Below are 22,523 nucleotides of genomic sequence, written 5' to 3'. Positions count from 1 at the left end.
CATGAACAATCGAAATGTGGCGTCACGCCCAAAAATTGAAGTGCGCTCGATAGACTATGTGCCCCGCCACGAGCGGCATGGCAAGGTTTGGCATCAGGCGCCGTTTTGGTTCACCGGTAATTTCGTTTTGACGACGATGGTGGTGGGTTTCACCGGCCCGGCGCTGGGGCTGGGTGCGCTTTATTCGATGTTGGCGATTGCCGTCGGTGTGGGGTTCGGCACGTTCTTCATGGCGTGTCATGCCAACCAGGGGCCGCGCATGGGGCTGCCGCAAATGATCCAGTCGCGGGCCCAATTCGGCCTGCGTGGCGCCATCGTTCCCTTTGCCGCCGTGGTATTTGTTTACATCGGCTTCAACGTGTTCAACGTCATTCTCGCGACCGATGCGATCAACACGGTGTTGCCGGGCCACCGTCTTCCCTGGTATGCGCTGCTGATCGCGGTGGCCGTGCTGTTGGCGATCGTCGGCCACGATATGCTGCATGCGGTGCAGCGCTGGCTGACCTATGTGATGATGGCGGTGTTCGGCGTGTTGACGATCGGCGCCGTTCTATCGCTGCGCATGGACGCCGTCGTCGGCGTCGGGCATTTCTCGTGGGCGGCCTTTTTGATTCAGCTGTCGGCGGCTGCCGGCTACCAGATCAGTTACGCGGTGTATGTTTCCGATTACTCGCGCTATTTGCCGCATGAAACGCCGTCTGCCAAAGTGATCGTTTGGACTTATCTGGGGGCGGCCGGATCGGCGCTTTGGCTGATGTCGCTGGGCGCGTTTCTGGCTTCAGCGCTACCGGCCCCCGATGCGATCGGCAGCGTACAGGCGGTGGGTAATGCCGTCTATCCGAGGTTTGGCACGCTGGCTGTGCTGATCGCCGTGCCCTCGCTGGTCGGCATCATGGCGGTCAACTGTTATGGCGCAATGCTGACCAGCCTCAGCGCGATTGACGCGTTTCGCAAAGTGACGCCGACGTTGAGATTACGCATGATCGGCATTGGCGTCGTCGCCCTGACGGTGTTCGCGGTTGCGCTGGCTATCCCGGCAAGCTATCTCGCCAGCTTCAATACCTTCGTGCTGCTGATGCTGTATTTCCTGGTGCCCTGGACGGCGGTGAATCTGATGGACTTTTACGTGGTGCGCGGCGGGCATTACGCGATCGGTGAAATCTTCAACCCGGCGGGGATCTACGGCCGCTGGGGGCGCCCTGGCCTGACGGCCTACGCGATCGGCCTGCTGGCGATGGTGCCGTTCATGACGTTGGGCTTTTACAACGGCCCCTTTGCTGTTTTACTGGGAGGCGCGGATATCGCTTTTCTGATCGGCCTGATGGTGGCCGGGAGCGTTTATGTCGTGATGTGCCGGAAGCTCGATCTTGAGGCCGAACGGCAGGTGGCGTTGCGCTGCGATCGTTTATTGGAAGGAGAACAGGAGTGAAGGAAAAAGTCAGCGTCGCATGCTGCCAGTTAGCGCTGCGGGTCGGGGAAGCAGAGCATAATCGGGCGCTGTCCGCCCAGGCGATCCGCCGGGCGGCGCAGTGCGGTGCCAACGTCATCGTGTTGCCGGAGCTGGTGAACAGCGGCTACGTGTTGCGCGATAAGGCGGAGGCGCGGGCGTTGGCTGAGGCCGAAGACGGGCCGAGCCTCAGCCTGTGGGGAGCCCTGGCGCGCGAGTGGGATGTGGCGATCGTCGCCGGTTTCTGCGAGCGGCTGCCCGATGGTGAGGTGGCCAACAGCGCGGCATTGATCGATGCACAGGGGATGAGGGCGATTTATCGCAAAGTGCACCTGTGGCACGAAGAGAGCACCATTTTTACCGCCGGCGATCGGCCGCCGCCGGTCGTCGAAACCCGCTTCGGCCGGTTGGCGGTGATGATCTGTTACGATCTCGAATTCCCGGAGTGGGTACGGCTACCGGCGCTGGCCGGCGCTCAGTTGCTGTGCGCGCCGGTCAACTGGCCGCTGGCGCCGCGCCCGCAGGGCGAACGGCCGGCGGAGATGGTGAAGGCGCAGGCCAACGCCGCCGTCAATCGGCTGTTCATCGCGGTGTGCGATCGTTGCGAAACGGAGCGCGGCGTTGCGTGGATCGGCGGATCGGTGATTGTCGACGCCGACGGTTATCCGTTGACGCAGAGTTTGGCTGGCGAAGGCATGGTGCTGGCATCGATGGATATCGGCGCGGCCGATGACAAGCACATCGGCCGCCACAATCACGTGCATCGCGATCGGCGGCCGATGCTGTATTGAAGCGGCGGGGCGGTCGATGGACCCGGCTGCCCCGCAGAGGTTTTTTGACGGCGGGAACAGCCGGCGTTTCGGCGCTTACAGCCAGCCCGATTTCTTCAGCTTCTGATACAGGAGAATGCAGCCGACGGCGGTTACCCCCAGCGTGGCGTGGTAGGCCCACGGGAACTTCAGTTCCGGCATGTCGGCGAAGTTCATGCCGTACAGGCTGAAGACCACCGTCGGGATGGCTAAAATCGCCCCCCAGCCCGCCAGCCGTTTCACCACTTCGTTCTGCTTGACCGTCACCAGCGCCAGGTTGACGTGCATGGCGTTGGTCAGCATTTCGCGCATGTCGTCGATGTTGCTGACCACCTGATGCGCGTGATCCTGCACGTCGCGCACATAGGCGCGCAGCTCTTTCGGGATCACCTCTTCGTGCAGGCGGATCAGCTGATTGCAGATTTCATCCATCGGCAGCGCCGCGTTGCGCAGCGCCAGCAGGTGGCGGCGCAGGGTATAGACGTTTTCAATCGCCGCCTGATCGAACTCCGATTGGAACATGTTGGCCTCGAGGTTCTCGATGGTGCTCTCGAATCGCGCCACCACGCTACGGTAGTTGTCCACCACGAAGTCCAATACCGAATAGAGGGCAAATCCCGGCCCGCGGCACATCTGCTTGTGGTTCTCTTCCGCCTTGGCGCGGATCGGCGCATAGCTGGGCGAAGCGCCGTGGCGCACCGTCACCAGGAAATTTTTGCCGACGAAGAAATGGGTCTCGCCGTATTCGATTTCGTCGTGCTCGCCCCACTGCGCGGTTTTCACCACGATGAACAGCGAGTCGCCGTAGGTCTCCAGCTTCGGCCGCTGGTGCGCACACAGCGCGTCTTCTATCGCCAGATCGTGCAGGCCGAACTCCTCCTGCACCTTGCGCATAAACGCCGGCTCCGGCTGCCGGAGCCCCAGCCAGACGAAGGTGTCCGGCTGTTTGACCACCTCGCTGATGTCGTCGATGGTCACTTCGCCCAGCCGTTGACCGGCCTTGTACGCCACACAGTTCACCACCATGCTTTTGCTGTCCATCCGTCCATCCATTAATCAGTCAGAGTTTTGGTGAGAAAATAGCACTCATGCTCCACCGGATAATCTTTCAGCGTCATTTGCAGCTGATAGCCGAGCTTTTCGTAGAACGGCCGCGCCTGGAAGCTGAAGGTATCCAGGCGAGCGTAGCGGCAGCCGCGCGCCTGCGCCTCGTGTTCGGCGGCGCGCATCAGCCGGCCGCCGAGGCCGCTGCCGCGTTGGGAATCCGCCACCCACAGCCACTCGACGCTCAGCCAGTTGCCCCAGGTTTCGGCGGTCAGCCCGCCGATCACCGTGCCGGCCTCGTCGCGCGCATAGACGCTGAGCGGCCGGCGGTGACGGGCGTCGATATGCGGCAGGTTATAAGCGCGCAGGCCTTGCCTGATCGCATCGAGGGTGGGTTCGTCAATCGCGTCGGTAACGGTAATGTCCATTTTTCCTCCTGGGTTATGCGTTAACTTAAGCATACTGCGGCCAAAAGGCAACCTGTTGAAATGTAATGTAAACGACCGTTCCGAATGCGTGGGCTACACTAAACGGGTCATTTCATCCTCAGGAGGACGCCATGCCCCGATTGACGCTACTGGCCGGTTTGTTGCTGTGCAGCGGCCTGTTGCAGGCCGCGCCGACGGTCAGCCAACTGCAGGACGGCCTGGAACACCCGTGGTCGCTGGCCTTTTTGCCGGCGGAACAAGGCTTGCTTATCACCGAACGGCCCGGCCGGCTGCGGCTATGGCAGCAGGACAAAGGCCTGTCGCCGCCGATCGCCGGCGTGCCGCCGGTTTACGCCGAGGGGCAGGGTGGCCTGCTGGAGGTGCTGCCGGCGCCCGACTTCGCCACCAGCCGCCGGGTGTACCTGAGCTTCGCCGAGCCGGGCGAGGGCGGCAAAGCCGGTACCGCGGTCGGCTACGGCCGTCTGAGTGACGACGGCGGGCGGCTGGAAAACTTTAAGGTGATCTTCCGCCAACTGCCCAAGCTGTCGGTCGGCAATCACTTCGGCGGCAAGCTGGCGTTCGATCGGCAGGGTTATCTGTTTATCGCGCTGGGCGAAAACAACCAGCGGCCGACGGCGCAGGAGACCGACAAGCTGCAGGGCAAGCTGGTGCGGCTGAACGCCGAAGGCGCAGTGCCGCCGGACAACCCCTGGGTTGGCCAGGCCGGTAAACGGCCGGAAGTCTGGTCCTACGGCCACCGCAATCCGCAAGGGTTGGCGCTGAACCCGTGGAGCGGCGCGATCTGGGAACACGAGCACGGCCCGCGCGGCGGCGATGAGCTCAACATCCCGCTGCCGGGTAAAAACTACGGTTGGCCGCTGGCCACCTATGGCATCAACTATTCCGGCCAGCCGATCCCGGAGGCCAAAGGGGAACGGGTGCCCGGCACCGAACAGCCGCTGCACTATTGGCGGGTCTCGCCCGGCCTCAGCGGCATGGCGTTCTATGACGGGCAGCGCTTCCCCGCCTGGCGGCACTCGCTGTTCATCGGCGCGCTGGCGCAAAAGGAGCTGATTCGCCTGACATTGGAAGGTGACAAGGTGGTGGCGGAAGAGCGGCTGCTGGGCGATCGCGGCGAGCGCATTCGCGAGGTGCGCAGCGGCCCGGATGGCTACCTGTATCTGCTGACGGACGAGCGGGACGGCAAGCTGCTGAAAGTCGGGGCGTCGTAACGCCCCGTACGGGTCAGGTGAGGGCGCTCATTACGCCGCGCTGATAGGCCGGGCGAGCGCGCAGCTGCTGATACCAGCGCTCCATGTTCGGCCGCGAGCGGCGGGCGATCGGCATTTCGAACCAAGCGTAGGCGAAACTGCCGAGCGGGATATCACCGAAACCGCACGCCTCACCGGAGAGGTAAGGTTGGTGCGCCAGCGTCTGTTCGATGACGTCAAAGTGTTTTTCCAGCGTGGCGATCGCCGCTTCGATTTTCGCCATATCGCGCAACTCCGGCGCGGTGCGCACCAGGCCCCAAAAGACGATGGTGAAGGCCGGGACGATGGTTGAGGTGGTCCAGTCCATCCATTTCTCGGCGGCGGCGCGCGCCTGCAGATCTGGCGGATAGAACGTCGCGTCGCCGAATTTCGCCGCCAGGTAGCGCACGATAGTGTTGGACTCCCACAGCACGAAGTCATCGTCCTGCAGCAGCGGCACCAGGCCGTTCGGATTCAGCGCGCGGTAGCTCTCTTCGTTTACCTTGCCGAACGCGCCGCCGGCGTTGATGTGGGTGTAGCTCAGCCCCAGTTCGGCGGCGCACCACAGCACCTTCCTGACGTTGTTCGAATTCTCACGGCCCCAAATGGTCAGCATTGCGTAACTCCGTTAGTGGATTAAGGACCCTCTATACCTACGCCACAACGCGCTTTTTGTCACACCGCAGGGCACTTTTTGCCTGCCGCTCAGCGCTCCCAGCGGCACACTTCCCAGCCGTGCTCCGCCGCCAGCGTGCTCAGTTCGCTGTCGGGATTAATCACCGTGGCGCTGTCGACGAACTGCAGCATCGCCTTGTCGTTGAGGGAGTCGCTGTAACCGTGGCTGTGTTCGAATTTCAGGTGCGGGTGCTGCGCCAGCCAGTGTTGCAGGCGGATCACCTTACCCTGTTGGTAGGTCATGGTGCCGTAAGTGTTGCCGGTGAAGCGGCCGTCGCTGATCTCCACGCCGATCGCCAGCGCATCGTCGGCACCGAGCTGTTCGGCGATCGGCGCCACCAGGTGCTCGCCGGTGGCGGAGATCACCAGGATGCAGTCACCGCGTTCGCGGTGCCACTGCAGGCGTTCACGGGCGGCAGGATAGACGCGCGGCAAGATGTCGCGGCGAATGTAGCGCTGCACCCAGCCGGCCACGGTTTGCACGCTCAGGCCGGTCAGCGGTGCCAGCGTGGCCTGCATGTAGTCTTCCATCGACAGCTTGCCCTGATAATAGAGCTGCATCAGCTGCTGCTCCTGCAGTTCCAGCTCCGCCGGCGCGAATCCCTGGCCGACCAGCCAGCGGATCCACAGGCTGGCGCTGTCATCGTCAATCAGGGTTTCATCCAGGTCGAATAAGGCTAAATCCATCAGTATTTCTCCGGCAGGCAGGGTATGAGGTCGTTTACAGGATAGCGGATAGCGCACGTCGCCAGCCAGCGGCGTCGGCGAAATTGCGCAGAGCATAAGAAACATTGATGACGGTTTTGCGACAGTTTGTTGAACGTTTGCATAACTTAGAACGCAACAATATTGGCCGCCCCGGCGGGCGCGGTGATAACTATGGGGCACACGCAGCCACTCGCTGGGGAGTGACAATGTTGATTATTCGCCTGTACGGCAGCCCGATCGTGATTGGAGAAGAAGAGGAACCGCATGATGACGCACCTGACGACGTTGAAGACGCTGCCGCTGCTGGATCTTTCGCAGCTTGACGGCGATGCGCGCCAGCGGCGCGCCTTTCTCGACGATTTGCGCGCGGCGGCCCGCGATGTCGGCTTTTTCTATCTGCGTGGGCACGGTGTGGACGGCGCGTTGAATGCGCGGCTGCAGCAGTGCGCGCGGCAATTTTTCGCGCTGCCGGAGGCCGACAAGCTGGCGGTGCAGATGGTGCACTCGCCGCATTTTCGCGGTTACAACCGGGCGGCGGCGGAACTCACGCGCGGCCAAGCGGACTGGCGCGAGCAGTTCGATATCGGCGCCGAACGCCCGGCGCTGACGCTGTCTGACGACACCCCGCGCTGGGCGCGCCTGCAGGGGCCAAACCAGTGGCCGGCGGCGCTGCCGACGCTGAAGCCGCTGCTGCTGCAGTGGCAGCAGGCGATGACCGCCATGTCGCTGCGGCTGCTGCGCGCTTTCGCGCTGACGCTGTCGCTGCCGGAGCAGGCTTTTGATCGCTTGTACGGCGACAAACCCAACGAGCACATCAAACTGATCCGCTACCCGGGGCGGGACGCCACCGCCAGTGAGCAGGGCGTCGGTGCGCACAAGGACTCCGGCTTTCTCAGCTTCCTGCTGCAGGACGCGCAAAAAGGGTTGCAGGTGGAGGTGAGCGAAGGGCGGTGGATCGACGCCCAGCCGCGCGAAGACACCTTCGTGGTGAACATCGGCGAGCTGCTGGAGCTGGCGACCGACGGCTATCTGCGCGCTACGGTGCACCGGGTAGAAACGCCGCCGGCGGGGCGCGACAGACTGTCGATCGCTTTCTTCCTCGGCGCGCGATTGGACGCGGTGGTGCCGCTGTATCGACTGCCGCCGCCGCTGGCGGCGCAGGCGCGCGGCCTGGCCAGCGATCCGCTCAACCCGCTGCTGCGCGACGTGGGTGACAACTACCTGAAAGGCCGCATCCGTTCCCATCCCGATGTGGCGCACCGTTTTTATCAGGACGTCATCGGCGTTTGACTGGCGGGCGTAAAAAAGCCCGGCGCAATGGCCGGGCCGATAGTGCATTTATGCGGCCGATTATTCCGCCAGCGCCTGTTGCAGATCGGCGATCAGATCTTCCACATCTTCAATCCCCACCGACAGGCGCACCAACTGCGGCGTGATGCCGGTTGCCAGGCGCTGTTCCAGCGGAATGGAGGCGTGCGTCATGCTGAACGGTTGGCTGATCAGGCTTTCTACGCCGCCCAGGCTTTCCGCCAGGGTGAACAGGCGTGAGCGCTTGATGACCCGGCGCGCATAGGCGTCGTCGCCTTTCAGCCGCACCGAGATCATGCCGCCGAAGCGCGTCATCTGGCGCGCCGCCAGCGCGTGCTGCGGATGGCTCGGCAGGCCGGGATAGTAGACGTTTTCTACCTGCGGTTGGCTCTCCAGCCACTGGGCGATGCGCAGCGCGCTGTCGCTGTGGCGCTGCATGCGCAGGGCCAGGGTGCGGATGCCGCGCAGCGTCAGGAAGCTGCTGAACGGATCGAGAATGCCGCCGACCGCGTTTTGCAGGAAACCGAGCTGTTCCGCCAGCGCCGGGTTATCCCCCACCGCCGCGACGCCGGCTACCACGTCGGAGTGGCCGTTGAGGTATTTGGTGGCGGAGTGCACTACCACGTCAAAGCCCAGATCCAGCGGACGCTGCAGATACGGCGAAGCGAAGGTATTGTCCGCCACGCTGATAAGCTGATGCTTTTTGGCGATCGCGGCGATGGCGCCCAGATCCGCCAGCTTCAGCAACGGGTTGGTCGGGGTTTCCACCCAGATCATTTTGGTGTCCGGCTCGATCGCCTGTTCCAGCCCGGCGAGATCCGCCGGCGACACGTAGGTGACGCGCAGGCCGGCGGTACGGCTGCGCACCTTTTCCAGCAGGCGATAGGTGCCGCCGTACAGGTCGTCCACCGCCACCAGGTGGCTGTCCTTATCGAGCAGCTCCAGCACCGTGGAGCAGGCCGCCAGACCGGAGGCGAAGGCGTAGCCGCGGCTGCCGCCCTCCAGTTCGGCGATGGCGCTTTCCAGCGCGGTGCGCGTCGGGTTGGCGCTGCGGGAGTATTCGTAGCCGGTATGCTCGCCCGGCGCCGGCTGGGCATAGGTGGAGGTGGCGTAAATCGCCGGCATCACTGCGCCGGTGGCGTCCGGGGTGTAACCGGCGTGAACGGTCAACGTATCAAACTTGGCCATAATGGGTCCTTATTAACGTAATTTTTGGCGCCAGGCGTTAAGCACGTCTGTGCGGGTAATCAGGCCGAGGAAACGCTCGCCGTCGAGCACTACCGCGACGTGGCCATGGTTGAAGGTGGCCTGTAATTCTTCGTAGCCGGCTTCTTTTTGCAGCGTGTTGACCCGCGTGGTCATGGCGCTGCTGGCCGGCAGGCTGAAGTGGGTGGCGTCGGCCTGCACGGCGTTCAGCAGATCCCACTCGTCGATCAAACCGACCACCCGATCGCCTTCCAACACCGGCAGCTGCGAGATGTCGTACAGCCGCATGCGGGCGTGCACGATCGCCAGCGTGTCGTCCGGCGCGGCGGAGACGGCGGCGCCTTCGTCGTGGCGGTAGGCGATCAGATCGCGCAGATCGCCGTGCTGTGGCTTGCTCAGCAGACCCTGCTCCAGCATCCAGTGGTCGTTATACATTTTAGACAGGTATTTGTTGCCGCTGTCGCAGACGAAGGTCACCACCCGCTTGGGTTCGGTCTGTGCGCGGCAGTAACGCAATGCGGCGGCCAGCAGGGTGCCGGTGGACGATCCCGCCAGCACGCCTTCCTTGCGCAGCAGATCGCGCGCGGTGGTGAAGGCTTCTGCGTCGCTGATGCGGTAAGCGTGGCGAACCTGATCAAAGTCGCTGAGCGGCGGGACGAAGTCTTCGCCGATGCCTTCTACCAGCCAGCTGCCCGCTTCGCCGATGTGGCCGTTGTCGAGATAGTCCGCCAGTATTGAACCGGCAGGATCGGCCAGCACGAATTCCGTCTGCGGCGAAACGTCGGCGAAATAACGGCTCAGCCCACCCAGCGTGCCGCCGGAGCCGACGCCGACCACGATAGCGTCCACGTCATGCTCCATCTGCTGCCACAGTTCGGGGGCGGTGGTGGTGGTATGGGCCGCCGGGTTGGCCGGGTTATTGAACTGGTCGATATAAAAAGCGCCGGGGATCTCCCCGGCCAGGCGTTTGGCGTAATCCTGATAGTAATCCGGATGCCCCTTGCCGACGTCCGAACGGGTCAGCAGCACTTCCACGCCCAGCGCGCGCAGGTGGAAGATCTTCTCGCGGCTCATCTTATCCGGCACCACCAGCAGCAGCTTATAGCCTTTCAGCGCCGCTACCAGCGCCAATCCCAGGCCGGTATTGCCGGCGGTGGCTTCGATGATGGTGCCGCCCGGCTGCAGCGTGCCGTCGCGCTCGGCCTGCTCGATCATCGACAGCGCCACGCGGTCTTTGATCGAACCGCCGGGGTTTTGGTTCTCCAGTTTAACGAACAGCCGGCACGGGCCGGTATCGAACTGGGTCAGTTCCAGCATCGGGGTGTTGCCAATCATCTCGATGACGGAATGGGGGATCGCCATGACTCATCTCCAGGATTATTCGGTATAAAAGTCGTTATGTGGATGATAGCGCTGAGGATAAGCGCTTTAAAAAGAACAAATAACGGTTCTATATGCCATTATGGAATATATTAATCCATTTTGGACGTATGGATGCGCAGATGTTTAGCGGTGCAGATGCTTGGCCGTATAGCCGTGGGTGGGTAAAAAAGCGCGCATTGCGGCGCTTTTTTGCGCGATAAGCGGGGGCCTGCGTACAGTTATGTAAAAATGCTGAAAATTCACGCTAAACCCTGCAAAAATAAGATAAATCACATAAACTCACAGCAAGGGCATTTTCGGTGCGTTGCGTTACCCGCTACGGGGCCGCAGGGGGTTGCGGCCGGCACGCGCGCACCGGGCCACTCTCGCTGGTTGGCTTAAAACGTGAACATGTTTGAAAGTTAACGCTATTTCAATGGTTTGAATGGACACTCTGGCGACGTCATGATGAAAAAAAACTTATCCACTTCCCTGAAAAAACTGACCTTCAGCGTAGGCATCCTGTTGCTGGCCGCACCGGCCGTGCACGCGGCTGAGCCGCCGGCGCCGCCGCAGATCGACGCCAAGGCCTTCATTCTGATGGATTACAACAGCGGCAAGGTGCTGACCGAAGGCAACTCCGACACCCGTCTCGATCCCGCCAGCCTGACCAAGATCATGTCCAGCTATGTCATTGGCCAGGCGATCAAGGCCGGCAAGATCAAGCCTGAAGACATGGTCACCGTCGGCAAAGACGCCTGGGCGCCCGGTAACCCGGCGCTGCGCGGTTCTTCGCTGATGTTCATCAAGCCGGGCGATCAGGTGCCGGTGCTGGAACTGAATAAGGGCATCGTGATCCAGTCGGGCAACGACGCCAGCATCGCACTGGCGGACTATGTGGCAGGCAGCCAGGATTCGTTCGTCGGCCTGATGAACAACTACGCCAAATCCCTGGGCCTGCAGAACACCCACTTCCTGACGGTGCACGGCCTGGACGCAGAAGGGCAGTACAGCACCGCGCGCGACATGGCGCTGCTGAGCCAGGCGCTGATCCGCGACGTGCCGGACGAATACGCGCTGCATAAAGAGAAAGAATTCACCTTCAACAAGATCCGCCAGATTAACCGCAACCGTCTGCTGTGGAGCAGCAACCTGAACGTCGACGGCATCAAAACCGGTTACACCAGCGGCGCCGGCCACAACCTGGTGGCGTCCGCCAGCGACGGCCCGATGCGCCTGATCTCGGTGGTGCTGGGCGCACCGAGCGATCGCGTGCGCTTTAGCGAAAGCGAAAAGCTGTTGACCTGGGGCTTCCGCTTCTATGAAACCGCGACGCCGATCAAGGCCGATAAACCGTTCGTCACCCAGAAAGTGTGGTTCGGCGACGTCAGCGAAGTGCCGCTCGGCGTGGCGAAAGACGCTTCTGTCACCATTCCGAAAGGGCAGATGAAAAACCTGAAGGCCAGCTACAAGCTGAACCAACCGACACTGGAGGCGCCGCTGGCTAAAAATCAGGTGGTCGGCACCATCGATTTCCAACTGGACGGCAAAACCATCGAACAGCACCCGCTGGTGGTGATGCAAGAGGTGAAAGAGGGCAACTTCTTCAGCCGCATCTGGGATATGGTGATGATGAAGCTGAGCCAGTGGTTCGGCGGCATCTTCGGTTGAATGCGGCATTCAGCCTCGTGAAATGACAAGGGCGCCATTCGGCGCCCTTGTAGTGAATGATAAACCTGATGCTGTTGCTGGCCTTACCGAAGGCAATGTTTAAAAAATAAGGAAAATCAATTTATTGATTTTCGGCTGATGACCACCGAGGAGGAAAAACCACGTTTTTTTCTCCTCGGTCAGCAATTCAAGGGCGCCATTCGGCGCCCTTGGTTTATCAGTTGCAGGCCACGACCTTGATAGCCAGCCCGCCCTGTGAGGTCTCGCGGTATTTGGCGTTCATGTCCTTGCCGGTTTCGTACATGGTTTCTATCACCTTATCCAGACAAACCCGCGGTTCGCTGGTGCGGCGCATCGCCATGCGCGCGGCGTTGACCGCCTTGACGGCGGAAATGGCGTTGCGCTCGATGCAAGGCACCTGAACCTGGCCGGCGAGCGGATCGCAGGTCAGCCCCAGATGGTGCTCCATGGCGATCTCCGCCGCGATGCACACCTGCGCCGGGCTGCCGCCCAGCAGCTCGGTCAACCCGGCTGCCGCCATCGAACAGGCCACGCCCACTTCCCCCTGGCAACCCACTTCGGCGCCGGAGATCGAAGCGTTCATCTTGTACAGTGCGCCAATCACGCCGGATGCCAGGAAGTAGCGGGTATACGAGTTGGCGTTCACCGGACGGATGAACTTGTCGTAGTAGGCCAACACCGCCGGAATGATGCCGCAAGCGCCGTTGGTCGGTGCGGTCACTACGCGGCCGCCGGCGGCGTTTTCTTCATTCACCGCCAGTGCGAACATGTTGATCCAATCGACTACGTTCATCGGGTCGGTGTTGTTCTTGTCTCCGGTCACCAGAATGCGGCGCAGCGCGGCGGCGCGGCGCGGCACTTTCATCGGGCCGGGCAGCAGACCTTCGGTGTTGATGCCGCGCTCGATACCGGCGCTCATCACTTGCCAGACATCGGCGAAGTGCGCGTCGATGTCCGCCTTGCTGCGCAGCGCCAGCTCGTTCTGCATCACCAGGCCGGACAACGACAGCCCGGTGTCCTTGCAATGCTGCTGCAGATCCTGTGCCGATTTGAACGGGTAGGGCACCGGCGTTGCGCCCTCGGCGGATTGGCCGAAGTGTTCTTCGTCGACGATAAATCCGCCGCCGATTGAGTAATAGGTTTTGCTGTGCAGCAGGCGTTCACCGGCGAAGGCGCGGATGCGCATGCCGTTTTCGTGCAGCGGCAGGTTGTCGCCGTGGAAATTCATGCCGCCGTGCTGCGGGAAATCCACCTCGTGGTGGCCGTTGGCCAGCGGCAGTCGGCCGCGTTGCTCAACGTCGCGGATAAAGCCCGGAATGCTGTCGATGTCCACGTCGTGCGGCAGGTTGCCGGCCAGGCCCATGATGATGGCGATATCGGTGTGGTGGCCTTTACCGGTCAACGACAGCGAACCGTATACGTCCACCACCACGCGCGTGGCGTCCTGCAACTGCTGGTGGGCGATCAGATCGTCGACGAACTGTTTGCCGGCTTTCATCGGGCCGACGGTGTGGGAGCTGGATGGGCCAATGCCAATTTTGAAAATATCGAAAACGCTGACCATGGTCTCGCCTCCTTCTTCAGGTTTCAGGCGGTTAATACGGGAAATGGGGGAGTGCGGGAAGGCCGGCGCGCAGCGGCGCCGGCCGGGCGTGATTAGCCGAGCAGGCTGAACACGATAGCAGAGATGGCAATCAGACCCATCACAACCACGAACACGTTGCTGATGTGGCCGCTGTACTTGCGCATGGCAGGCACTTTACGGATGGCATACATCGGCATCAGGAACAGCAGCATCGCGATGACCGGGCCGCCCAGGGTTTCGATCATGCCCAGGATGCTTGGGTTCAGCGTAGCGACGATCCAGGTGGTGACCAGCATGAAGATAGCGGTGATGCGGTTCAGCTTAGCGGTGCTGACGGTTTTGCCGCGGCTCTTCATTGACTTGGCGACCAGGCCGTTGAAGCCTTCACGGGCACCCAGGTAGTGGCCCAGGAACGATTTGGTGATGGCGACGAAGGCGATAACCGGCGCGATGTACGCGATCATCGGGTTGTTAAAGTGGTTAGCCAGGTAAGACAGAATCGAGATGTTCTGCGCTTTCGCTTCCGCCAGGTTTTCCGGCGTCAGGCTCAGCACGCAGCTGAACACGAAGAACATCACGGTCAGCACCATCATGATGTGTGCATAAGCCAGAATGCGCGAGCATTTCTTCTCGGCGTCAGCGCCGTATTCTTCGCGTTTGGCCACGGCGAAGGCGGAGATGATAGGCGAGTGGTTGAAGGAGAACACCATCACCGGGATCGCCAGCCACAGGGTCATGATCAGACCGTGGCCCATACCGGCGCCGCTGCCGGACAGCGAGACGTTTTCGAAGATGGCGCCGGTCCAGTTAGGGATCAGATACACCGCCAGCAGCATCAGCACCGCAACGAACGGGAACACCAGGATGCTCATGGTTTTGACGATGGCTTGCTCACCGAAGCGCACGATGGTCATCAGGCCGACGATCAGGATCAGCGACAGGATGGCGCGCGGTGGAGCCGTCATGCCCAGCTGGTGGGTGATGAAGCTGTCGACGGTGTTGGTGATCGCCACGCTGTAAACCAGCAGAATCGGGTAGATGGCGAAGAAGTACAACAGGGTAATCAGTTTACCGGCGGTGATGCCGAAGTGTTCTTCTACCACGGCGGTGATGTCTTCACCGGGATTTTTGCCGGACAGGACGAAGCGGCACAGGCCGCGGTGGGCGAAGAAGGTCATCGGGAAAGCGATGATGGCCATGATGATCAAAGGAATCAAACCGCCGATGCCGGCGTTGATGGGCAAGAACAGGACGCCTGCGCCGATGGCGGTGCCGTACAGGCCCAACATCCACATGGTATCCGTTTTACGCCAGGTACTGCTGGAGCCCGAGGCCGCAGAGGCAATTGTGCCGGTCTGTGTAGTGTCCATAAATATCTCCGAAGTGAACACGTTAATTTAAAATTAAAAGGCAAAACTTAAGGTTAAACCGTCAAACGCCGCGATCAGGCAACGCTTGCGGTAAGAATCAGGTGTTGCTTGCGGGGATGTTTTGGCGTCCCCCTGGTTGTTTATTGTGTTCATTACCGCAGGCACAGCGCCGGGTAATTCACTAAAGACCTTTCATCGTCACACGATGATAAAAGTCGTTACTGCTGCCGACAGGTCTTTGCCTGTCGATTTTTGTTGGCGGCAAGATAACGATTTACAGTAGAAACAACCGTGATCCTGCTCTCAAATGCGCAATATGTGCAGTTATCCGCTTTTTTATCGATTTTTCGCGCATTTGTTGCACATTTGTGTAAGATTTTGTGCTGAGAACGCTCTCATAAAAATTTCTGCGATTATGCGGTTTGTATAATAATTGGCCGAATAAAGCGCGGTGCTCAGCAACAAGCCGAGCAATATATTTTATGCGTGGTTTTGGATCTAGCGAAAAACCCGGATTAAGCAGTTTTAGTGACGTGGATCACATTGTATTTTTAAGTCAAATAGTGTCTATGTATTTGTTTTTAATGAATTTTCTATGAAAAACACCGCTAATAACGAAGGGAAATTAATTAAGTGTTTAGCAGATAAAAATGCGTAACCATTCATCATATAAATAACAGATAACTAACAGTTATTGTCGATATTTACCGCAATTGCTTAAACCGCCGTTTATTTAATCAACCAGGCTTCTTGCGCCATTTATCATATAAAAGCCATAAATAGTCGTTAATTCACCCAGCCGATCGTCGGTTTAGCCTGCGAGAAAATAATCACGCAGGTGAGCTGTTGCATTTCATTAACCTGATGTTGCGTGTGGATAAGCGAAAAACGCGAATCGATTGCGCATCATTTGTTCAATATTGCGCAGGGGAAAGAGGGAATTTCAGCGGCACGCCGCCGAAACCGGCGGCGTTGAAGGCGTATTAAAAGCGGATGGCGATGGCGTTGTCGTTGAAGAACGCCATGAAGTCGGTGTCCGGCTGGCGATCGGTAATGACGCGATCAAACTGCGTCAGCGGGCCGATGCAGGCCGGCTTGGTTTTACCGAACTTGCTGTGATCCGCGACCAGGATCTTTTGTTGCGCCATCGCGAGGGCGCGATGTTTCATCTCCAGCTCGTCGAAGTTGAAGCAGGTGGCGCCGTGCTGCAGGCTGAGGCCGGCTGCAGAGATAAAGGCGATGTTCGGGCAGATGTGATCGAGTTCGTTGCGGCCGCCAACGCCGGAAAAGATGTAGTTGTTCGGCTTGAATTCACCGCCGCACAGGATCACCTTACAGTGTGGCTTGTCCTGCAGCGCCAGGAAGGTGTTGAGCGAATGGCACACGGCGGTGAAGGCCAGTTCGTCGGCAATGGCGTCGATGATCGCCGGCGTGGTGGTGCCGCAGTCGAAAAATACCGTGTCGTTTTCATTGATCAACGGTGCCGCCAGCATGCCGATGCGACGTTTCTCCGTCACCTGTTTGGCTTTTTGATCGGACACGAAGTAGTTGGTCACGCCGTTGCTGCGCGGATCGGTCACCACGTAGCCGCCGAGCAGCACCACCGCCGCCGGCTCGGCGCTCAGATCGCGGCGAATGGTCATCTCCGAGACCCCCAGCAGCATGGCGGCTTCTTTCAGGTGGATCTTGTCAGCGCGTTTTAACGCCTGAACTAACCGGTTGATACGTTCTTCGCGCCGCGTTTCCATAGGTCCGTCTTCCCACAGGTGTTAGAGGTAAAAGGGCGTGCCGCCAGTTCCGGCGTTGAACACAACAATGCGGGGCAATATCGGGCCGCATCGGCCGCCCGTATTGTCCCGCATCGGATTGTGTTGGCTGCGCTCTTCAGAGCGCGCCGACTATCAGTAGCTGCCTGCTGCCGCCTGCGCGCCGGAAACAATGGCGACGCCGGAGCTGGTGCCGATACGCGTGGCGCCTGCTTTGATCATCTTCTCGGCGGTAGCGCGATCGCGCACGGCGCCGGAGGCCTTCACGCCCATTTCGCTGCCCACGGTCTCGCGCATCAGTTTGACGTGCTCTTCCCGAGCGCCGCCGGTGCTGAAGCCGGTGGAGGTTTTAACGAAGGCCACATCGAGTTCGCGACACATTTCACAAACCTGAACGATCTGCGCATCGCTGAGCAGGCAGGTTTCCAATATTACCTTCAACGGGATCGCCGCGCAAACCTCGCGCACGGCGGCGATGTCGGCTTTCACTTCGTCCAGCAGGCCGCTTTTCAGCCAGCCGACGTTGATCACCATATCGATCTCTTGCGCGCCGGCGGCGATCGCCGCTTTGGCTTCAAACGCTTTGGCGACGGTCAGGCCGGCACCCAGCGGGAAGCCGATCACCGAGCAGACTTTCACGGCGCTTTCCTGCAGCAGCTGGGCCGCCAACGGTACGTAACCCGAGTTGACGCACACCGCATAGAAGTTGTGCTGCTGCGCTTCTTCACACAGTTTGGCGATCTGCAGTTCGGTGGCGTCCATCGCCAGCAGGGTGTGGTCGACATAGCTGGCGTAATCGATGTTTTCGGTAGTCATCGCGATTCCTTAGTGAGGTTTAAATAAAACGGGCATGTGATGAATGTGAAAATAATAACATTCAGCTGCCAATAAACCTAGCGATGTTTAAAAAATGTCGGTGTGATCATGGTTATCAGGCGGTTGTCCGTATAACTTAAAGGTGGGTTTTGTTATTTAAATAACATTTTGGGGTGTGCTCGCGGCGTAGGCGGGCGAAACGTTGAGGGGAAAAAGATGAAGATCAACATCGATCTGGCTCCTGAAACTTTCGGGGTGCATCGACAGGAACTCTTCCGCAATGCGGACTTCGCGGTGAGCGCGCATTGTTGTACAGAGCGGGGGCCGATGCTGACGCTGGCGAACCGCCGCGGCGCACTGGCGGTATTGCCGCATCGCGGCCTGGCGATCTGGGATGCCGAGTTCGATGGCCACTCCCTGAAATCGGGGCGTCGCAGCGCGCGGCGTTCCCGAAAAAAGCACGATGACGACACCGCGTTCTATCCCGCCTGGCCGAATCAGGATGGCGCGCCGTTGCAGATGCGGCGCGTATGGCTGCAGTTGGCGGGTGACGAACTGGCGCTGTGCGGCGAAGGTGAGCGGCTGGGCCGGCGCGGCGGACGTTGGCGTATCAGCCCGGCGCTGCGTTTGGCGGCGCAGAGCGCACAATTCATCATTGAGATGAAGATCACCAATCTTGCCGAGGAGCCGCAGCCGCTGCGCTACGTGTGCGGCCTCAACTACGGTCGCATTCCTGAGGCGGTGTTCCGCCAGAACCTGCCGACGCCGGCTCTGCTGGGCGACACGCTCGGGCAGGAACTGCTGTGTTCAGACGATCTGTCGCGTTATGTGGATCAGGCCGAGTTCTTTATGTTGGCCTCTCAGGGGCGGCGATACGTAACCCGGTTCGCTACCGGGCAATTCAACTATGGCCATCGGCGCATCGCCGTGCAGGGCAGCCGGCGCTCGTTGTCCTTCGTTCAACCGGCGAACTGTCGCCCGAATGCGCAAGAGGACGAAGCGGGAGTCATGCTGGGGGCGGGAAAAACGCGGGAATTTTGCGTGACCACCGGCGTGGTGTGAAAACAGGGGCGGTAACGCCCCTGTCATATTGCTCGGTTACTCTTTTACCCAGCCGCGGCGAATGGCGAAGGCGAACAGGAAACGATACAGGCGCGACAGCTTGTCGGCGATGACATCGCCAAACAGATTCCACACCAGCTGGGCGAACAGGCAGCCGACCATGCCGAGCAGGAAGCCGCCGACCATATCCAGCGGCCAGTGCACGCCGAGGTAGACGCGTGACCAGGCGATGCCGACGGCGACGATCATCAGCAGCACGCCGGACCAGACCCGGTGCCAGAACAGGAACGCCAGCGCGAAGGTGAAGATAGCGGTGCCGTGATCGCTGGGGAACGAGCTGTCCGGCGCGTGTGGCAGGAAGGTATAGCCGACGCCGGCGACGAACGGGCGCTCATGCGGCAGCAGCGCGCCGATGGCGGCGGCGGCGAGCATGGCGAACAGCAGTGCGATAGTGGTTTTCGCCACCACCTGGCGCTGTGAAACCAGCTGGCTTTGTGGCCCCCACAGCCACAGGCCGACGATCAACAGCGGCACGATGATGATCAGATCGCGCGCCAAAAAGGTGGCGACATCGATCATCCACTCGGGGGACGCCGGGGTCGCATTGATCCAGGCGAAAAGAAAATGGTTCAACTGTTCCATAACCGTTACCTCGTCTTGCGGCGCCAATAGCCGCTAACCGTCCAATAAATAGCCAACTGGCTCAACCAAACCCACCAACCTGCCCACAGGTTATGGGTAAGAAAATGTGCGCCGCGCATGATCTGACCAAAGCCCATCAACATGCCGAGCGCAATGCCGCCGCACCAGCACCACCAGGCCAGGCGCGGGCGCTGCGGATAAAACAGGAAGAACAACGCCATAACCGCGAAACCGCTTGAGGCGTGACCGCCGGGGAAACAGCGGCCGGGGCCCGGCAATGCCGGTACCGCGCCGAACAGCGGGAAGGACATCGCCTTGCCGCCGTACTCGATCAGATCCCACGGGCAGGAGTGCGCGCTGGTGGCCTTGAGAATACCCACCACCAACGGGCCGATGCCGATCAACAGCATGGTGACGATCAGGCGCGCGCTGCGGCGATAGATGCCCCAAAACAGCGCCAGCACCGCGCCAACGATCACCACTTGCTTCAGCAGGCGGTGGTTGATCAGGTCCAGCCAGACATTGTTTTGCCACGGGAAATGCCCGCTGGCGGCATCGTACCAATAGTTGCTGATCGCCCAGTCCAACTGTTCGTTGCGGGAGAGCCATAAGAACAGCAACCCGCTGATCAGCAGACCAAAAGCCTGCCAACGGTAAAAGGATGTCGGCAGGGAGTAAAGGGAGGTTGTCTTAATTTGCGGTGCCGTTGAGGATTGATTTAATGACGATTCTGGATTCACGCGCAGGCTCGGTGACAGGATTGAATGATGCCACTGTAATAATTCTGTCTTAAGAAAACCTTAGTCCGCCGGTAAGAAAAACCTATCCGCCGCTAGCGCCTTCGGCTAAGGTAATCGTTTGCTTTTTATCGGGATGATGGTGTGGTGATGAAGAATAAGGCGCTTGTTTTACTGTTGGCCGCCGCCGGCGCGGCATTTTCTCCGCTGAGCTTTGGTCAGCCTGTGGCCGCCGGGCCGATCGTGGTACAGGGCGCGATGCCGGTGGAAGCGGAGCGCTTCGCCCAGCGGCTGGAGAACCCGCGCGAGGAGCAGATCGGCGGTTGGCGCTTTTGGCACGGCACCGTAGACGGCTATCCGGTGGTAGTGTCGGAGACGTTGAAGGGCATGTCCAACGCGGCGGCGGCCACGGCGATCGCCGCCACGCAGTTCCACCCGGTGGCGATCATCAACCAAGGCACCGCCGGCGGCCACGATCCGGCGCTCAAGGTGTATGACATCGTGCTCGGAAAATATTCGGTCAATCTTGGGGCGTTCAAAACGCCGGCCAAGGCGTTGGGGGAAGGTAGCGACTCGCGGCAGTGGCAGCCGATGGATCTGTTGGCTTCCAAGGGCAGCGCCGGCGAGGACAACAAGGCGCACAGCCTGCGCCAGTTTCCCGCCGACCCCAAGCTGCTGGCGATTGCGCAAAGCGTTAAGAACGATTACCGACAGGGCAAGGTCGTGGAAGGGGTGATCGGCTCGGCCGACGTGTGGAACAGCGAACTGGACCGCATTCGCCATTTCCACGACAGCTACCGGACTTCGGTCGAAGAGATGGAAACCGCCTCCGCCGCGCAGATCGCCGCCGAGTTCAAGGTGCCGTTCGTCGGCATTCGCGTGTTGTCCAACAACATCACTAATCAGGGCAAATACGATCCGCAAACCGGGCTGGCGTGCCAGGATTACGTCTATCAGGTGGTGAAGGCCTATATCGCCAATATGCAGGCGCACTGAGCCATTGCTCCTGAGTAATCGACAATATCAGGTGATTGTCACTGACTATTTCCTATTGTAAAGAAGATTAAACCTGTGGCGAGCTTGGCAGTAGTGTATTAGTTTATAGGCGGATTATTTGACAAAGCGTAAGGATATAACATGAACAAGGCATCCGTTGTATTTTCCGGCCTGCTGATGGCCGTTTCCGCCAGCGCCATGGCGGCTACCTCTGGCGACGACGCGGATATCAGCAAACAGCCGCTGGAAAAGGTTGCGCCTTACCCGAAAGCCGAGAAAGGCATGAACCGCCAGGTGATCTACCTGCCGAAGCAAGAGCACGAAGAGAACTACAAGGTGGAGCTGCTGATCGGCAAAACGCTGGAAGTGGACTGCAATCGCCATATGATCGGCGGTACGCTGGAGAGCAAAACCCTGTCCGGGTGGGGTTACGACTACCTGGTGCTGGAGAAGCTGTCTGAACCGGCCTCGACCATGATGGCTTGCCCGGACAACACCAAGACCAAGAAATTCATCGCCGCCAACCTGGGCGACGCCGCGATGCAGCGCTACAACAGCCGCCTGCCGATCGTGGTGTATGCGCCGAAAGACGCGGAAGTGAAGTACCGCATCTGGAAAGCCGAAGACACCGTAAGCCAGGCTGAGCAGAAGTAATCACTGCTTGATGCCACTCCGCTTGCCCTGTGTGGCAGGCGGAGACCTCTCCCCGTTACGCCTTCGCCTCGCCTGCCAATACCGCCCGTTCGGTTTCTTCCCCCATGGCGATCAGCCAATCCAATACCGTTGAGAATATCGCATCCTCCTGGCCGTCGGCCTGGGTCATCAGCACGTAATCCGTCCCGTCCTGCGCAAAGCCGTAAGGCGCCACCAGCGCGCCGTTGACGATATCATCCGCCACCAGCGCCAACGGGCCGATGCCGATACCGGCGCCGGCGACCGCCGCCTGCAGGCTGAGATAGAAATGTTCGAAACGCAGCTCGTTGTCCGGCCGGATCGCCATGCCGCTATGGGCGCACCAGTCGCGCCAAGCGTGCGGGCGCGTCTCGGTATGGAGCAGGGTGCCGCGCAGTTCACGCCCCGCCGCGGCATGCTCCCGGCGGCATACCGGGCCGACGCGTTCTTTGAGGAACGGACGGGCGACGACGTCGTCGGCGATCGGGAAATCGTTGCGGCGAATCGCCAGGTCGATGCCTTCCCGCGAGAAGGCGACGGCGCCGCCGGCGGATACCAGCTGCAGATCGCGCTCTTTCCCCACCGCCTGCTGCAAGCCGGCCAGGCGCGGGATCAGCCAGCGGATTAGAAAGGTCGGCTCGCAGGAGATCACCAGCGGGCGATTCTGATGATGCCGACAGGCGCGGTCGAGCGCCGATTGCAGGTTGTCCAATCCTCGGCCGATCTCGCTCGCCAGCTCTTGCGCCTGCGGCGTTGGGTGCACCATGCGACTGGTGCGCTGAAACAACGCGAACCCCAGGTTCTGCTCGAATTCGCGCACCGCCCGGCTGACGGCGCCGTCGGTGACGTTGAGGGATTTGGCGGCTTTCGACACGCTGCCGTATCGCACCGTGGCTTCGAAAGCCCGCAATACCGCCAGATTAGGCAACCTTCTTTGACGCACTGCAT

General features: G+C 60.5%; 22 protein-coding genes. 9 read left to right on the top strand and 13 right to left on the bottom strand.

What is annotated here, in order from left to right; genetic code table 11:
- Position 1: 1 nt before the first annotated feature.
- Positions 2-1,429 (top strand): purine-cytosine permease family protein, encoded by a 1,428-nt coding sequence (locus BHU62_RS01510; RefSeq protein WP_073528811.1) that lies wholly within the window; start codon positions 2-4, stop codon positions 1,427-1,429.
- Positions 1,426-2,238 (top strand): nitrilase-related carbon-nitrogen hydrolase, encoded by an 813-nt coding sequence (locus BHU62_RS01505; protein WP_073528810.1) that lies wholly within the window; start codon positions 1,426-1,428, stop codon positions 2,236-2,238. The genes BHU62_RS01510 and BHU62_RS01505 overlap by 4 nt, the downstream gene beginning before the upstream one ends.
- A 75-nt stretch (positions 2,239-2,313) precedes the next feature.
- Here the strand turns inward: BHU62_RS01505 and corA are convergent, their stop codons facing one another.
- Both corA and BHU62_RS01495 read right to left on the bottom strand, forming a co-directional pair.
- Entirely contained in the window at positions 2,314-3,297 is a 984-nt protein-coding gene (gene corA / locus BHU62_RS01500) for a magnesium/cobalt transporter CorA (protein ID WP_073528809.1), read from the bottom strand.
- Positions 3,298-3,308: 11 nt separating this feature from the next.
- A complete protein-coding gene (locus tag BHU62_RS01495; protein WP_073528808.1) occupies positions 3,309-3,728 on the bottom strand; it encodes a GNAT family N-acetyltransferase in 420 nt (139 codons plus the stop codon).
- A 131-nt stretch (positions 3,729-3,859) separates the two neighbouring features.
- Between BHU62_RS01495 and BHU62_RS01490 the strand changes: the two genes are divergently transcribed.
- Entirely contained in the window at positions 3,860-4,960 is a 1,101-nt protein-coding gene (locus tag BHU62_RS01490) for a PQQ-dependent sugar dehydrogenase (protein WP_073528807.1), read from the top strand.
- 13 nt (positions 4,961-4,973) lie between these two features.
- Here BHU62_RS01490 and BHU62_RS01485 read toward each other — a convergent pair whose 3' ends face one another.
- Together BHU62_RS01485 and BHU62_RS01480 are read right to left on the bottom strand one after the other, a co-directional pair.
- Entirely contained in the window at positions 4,974-5,594 is a 621-nt protein-coding gene (locus BHU62_RS01485) for a glutathione S-transferase family protein (protein ID WP_073528806.1), read from the bottom strand.
- 89 nt (positions 5,595-5,683) lie between these two features.
- Positions 5,684-6,340, bottom strand: a complete 657-nt coding sequence (locus tag BHU62_RS01480) for an HAD family hydrolase (protein ID WP_073528805.1) — start codon at positions 6,338-6,340, stop codon at positions 5,684-5,686.
- 107 nt (positions 6,341-6,447) lie between these two features.
- Here BHU62_RS01480 and BHU62_RS25345 point away from each other — a divergent pair, with 107 nt between their 5' ends.
- Both BHU62_RS25345 and BHU62_RS01475 read left to right on the top strand, forming a co-directional pair.
- Positions 6,448-6,684, top strand: coding sequence for a hypothetical protein (locus tag BHU62_RS25345; protein WP_139282240.1), 237 nt, complete (start codon positions 6,448-6,450; stop codon positions 6,682-6,684).
- On the top strand, positions 6,629-7,651 hold the full coding sequence (locus BHU62_RS01475; RefSeq protein ID WP_073528804.1) for an isopenicillin N synthase family dioxygenase: 1,023 nt from the start codon (positions 6,629-6,631) through the stop codon (positions 7,649-7,651). The genes BHU62_RS25345 and BHU62_RS01475 overlap by 56 nt, the downstream gene beginning before the upstream one ends.
- 60 nt (positions 7,652-7,711) lie before the next feature.
- On the opposite strand, the gene BHU62_RS01470 is transcribed toward BHU62_RS01475, so the two are convergent.
- Complete coding sequence (locus tag BHU62_RS01470) at positions 7,712-8,857, bottom strand: trans-sulfuration enzyme family protein (RefSeq protein WP_073528803.1); 1,146 nt, start codon at positions 8,855-8,857, stop codon at positions 7,712-7,714.
- Positions 8,858-8,869: 12 nt separating this feature from the next.
- Positions 8,870-10,237 carry a pyridoxal-phosphate dependent enzyme gene (locus BHU62_RS01465; RefSeq protein WP_073528802.1) on the bottom strand — a complete coding sequence of 456 codons (1,368 nt, stop codon included), beginning with the start codon at positions 10,235-10,237 and terminating at the stop codon, positions 8,870-8,872.
- 465 nt (positions 10,238-10,702) lie between these two features.
- On the opposite strand from BHU62_RS01465, the gene BHU62_RS01460 reads away from it, so the two are divergent.
- Positions 10,703-11,908, top strand: a complete 1,206-nt coding sequence (locus tag BHU62_RS01460) for a serine hydrolase (protein ID WP_073528801.1) — start codon at positions 10,703-10,705, stop codon at positions 11,906-11,908.
- 217 nt (positions 11,909-12,125) lie between these two features.
- Here BHU62_RS01460 and BHU62_RS01455 read toward each other — a convergent pair whose 3' ends face one another.
- The 4 genes from BHU62_RS01455 to deoC all read right to left on the bottom strand — a co-directional run bounded on the left by BHU62_RS01455 (position 12,126) and on the right by deoC (position 17,466).
- Positions 12,126-13,493: an L-serine ammonia-lyase gene (locus BHU62_RS01455; protein ID WP_073528800.1), complete on the bottom strand. Its 1,368-nt coding sequence runs from the start codon at positions 13,491-13,493 to the stop codon at positions 12,126-12,128.
- Between the two features lie 92 nt (positions 13,494-13,585).
- Positions 13,586-14,884, bottom strand: coding sequence for an HAAAP family serine/threonine permease (locus BHU62_RS01450; RefSeq protein ID WP_073528799.1), 1,299 nt, complete (start codon positions 14,882-14,884; stop codon positions 13,586-13,588).
- Positions 14,885-15,867: 983 nt separating this feature from the next.
- Positions 15,868-16,632: a DNA-binding transcriptional repressor DeoR gene (gene deoR / locus BHU62_RS01445; RefSeq protein ID WP_073528798.1), complete on the bottom strand. Its 765-nt coding sequence runs from the start codon at positions 16,630-16,632 to the stop codon at positions 15,868-15,870.
- 153 nt (positions 16,633-16,785) lie between these two features.
- Positions 16,786-17,466, bottom strand: coding sequence for a deoxyribose-phosphate aldolase (deoC, locus tag BHU62_RS01440; protein WP_073528797.1), 681 nt, complete (start codon positions 17,464-17,466; stop codon positions 16,786-16,788).
- 216 nt (positions 17,467-17,682) lie between these two features.
- On the opposite strand from deoC, the gene BHU62_RS01435 reads away from it, so the two are divergent.
- A complete protein-coding gene (locus BHU62_RS01435; protein WP_073528796.1) occupies positions 17,683-18,528 on the top strand; it encodes a hypothetical protein in 846 nt (281 codons plus the stop codon).
- 36 nt (positions 18,529-18,564) lie between these two features.
- Here BHU62_RS01435 and ybjG read toward each other — a convergent pair whose 3' ends face one another.
- Positions 18,565-19,170: an undecaprenyl-diphosphate phosphatase gene (gene ybjG / locus BHU62_RS01430; RefSeq protein ID WP_073528795.1), complete on the bottom strand. Its 606-nt coding sequence runs from the start codon at positions 19,168-19,170 to the stop codon at positions 18,565-18,567.
- Between the two features lie 5 nt (positions 19,171-19,175).
- Entirely contained in the window at positions 19,176-19,910 is a 735-nt protein-coding gene (locus BHU62_RS01425) for a phosphatase PAP2 family protein (protein ID WP_073528794.1), read from the bottom strand.
- A 147-nt stretch (positions 19,911-20,057) separates the two neighbouring features.
- Between BHU62_RS01425 and BHU62_RS01420 the strand changes: the two genes are divergently transcribed.
- The gene (locus BHU62_RS01420; RefSeq protein ID WP_073528793.1) at positions 20,058-20,903 is read left to right on the top strand and encodes a 5'-methylthioadenosine/S-adenosylhomocysteine nucleosidase; all 846 of its coding nucleotides are present in this window, start codon (positions 20,058-20,060) and stop codon (positions 20,901-20,903) included.
- 141 nt (positions 20,904-21,044) lie between these two features.
- Positions 21,045-21,557 (top strand): serine protease inhibitor ecotin, encoded by a 513-nt coding sequence (eco, locus tag BHU62_RS01415; RefSeq protein WP_073528792.1) that lies wholly within the window; start codon positions 21,045-21,047, stop codon positions 21,555-21,557.
- Between the two features lie 55 nt (positions 21,558-21,612).
- On the opposite strand, the gene BHU62_RS01410 is transcribed toward eco, so the two are convergent.
- Positions 21,613-22,518 carry a LysR family transcriptional regulator gene (locus BHU62_RS01410; protein WP_201788360.1) on the bottom strand — a complete coding sequence of 302 codons (906 nt, stop codon included), beginning with the start codon at positions 22,516-22,518 and terminating at the stop codon, positions 21,613-21,615.
- Between the last annotated feature and the right edge of the window lie 5 nt (positions 22,519-22,523).

It is taken from the genome of Serratia marcescens (assembly GCF_001902635.1).
Taxonomy (GTDB): domain Bacteria; phylum Pseudomonadota; class Gammaproteobacteria; order Enterobacterales; family Enterobacteriaceae; genus Serratia; species Serratia marcescens_F.
The sequence above is the reverse complement of the archived record's forward strand: the minus strand, read 5'-3'. Positions and strand labels throughout refer to the sequence as shown.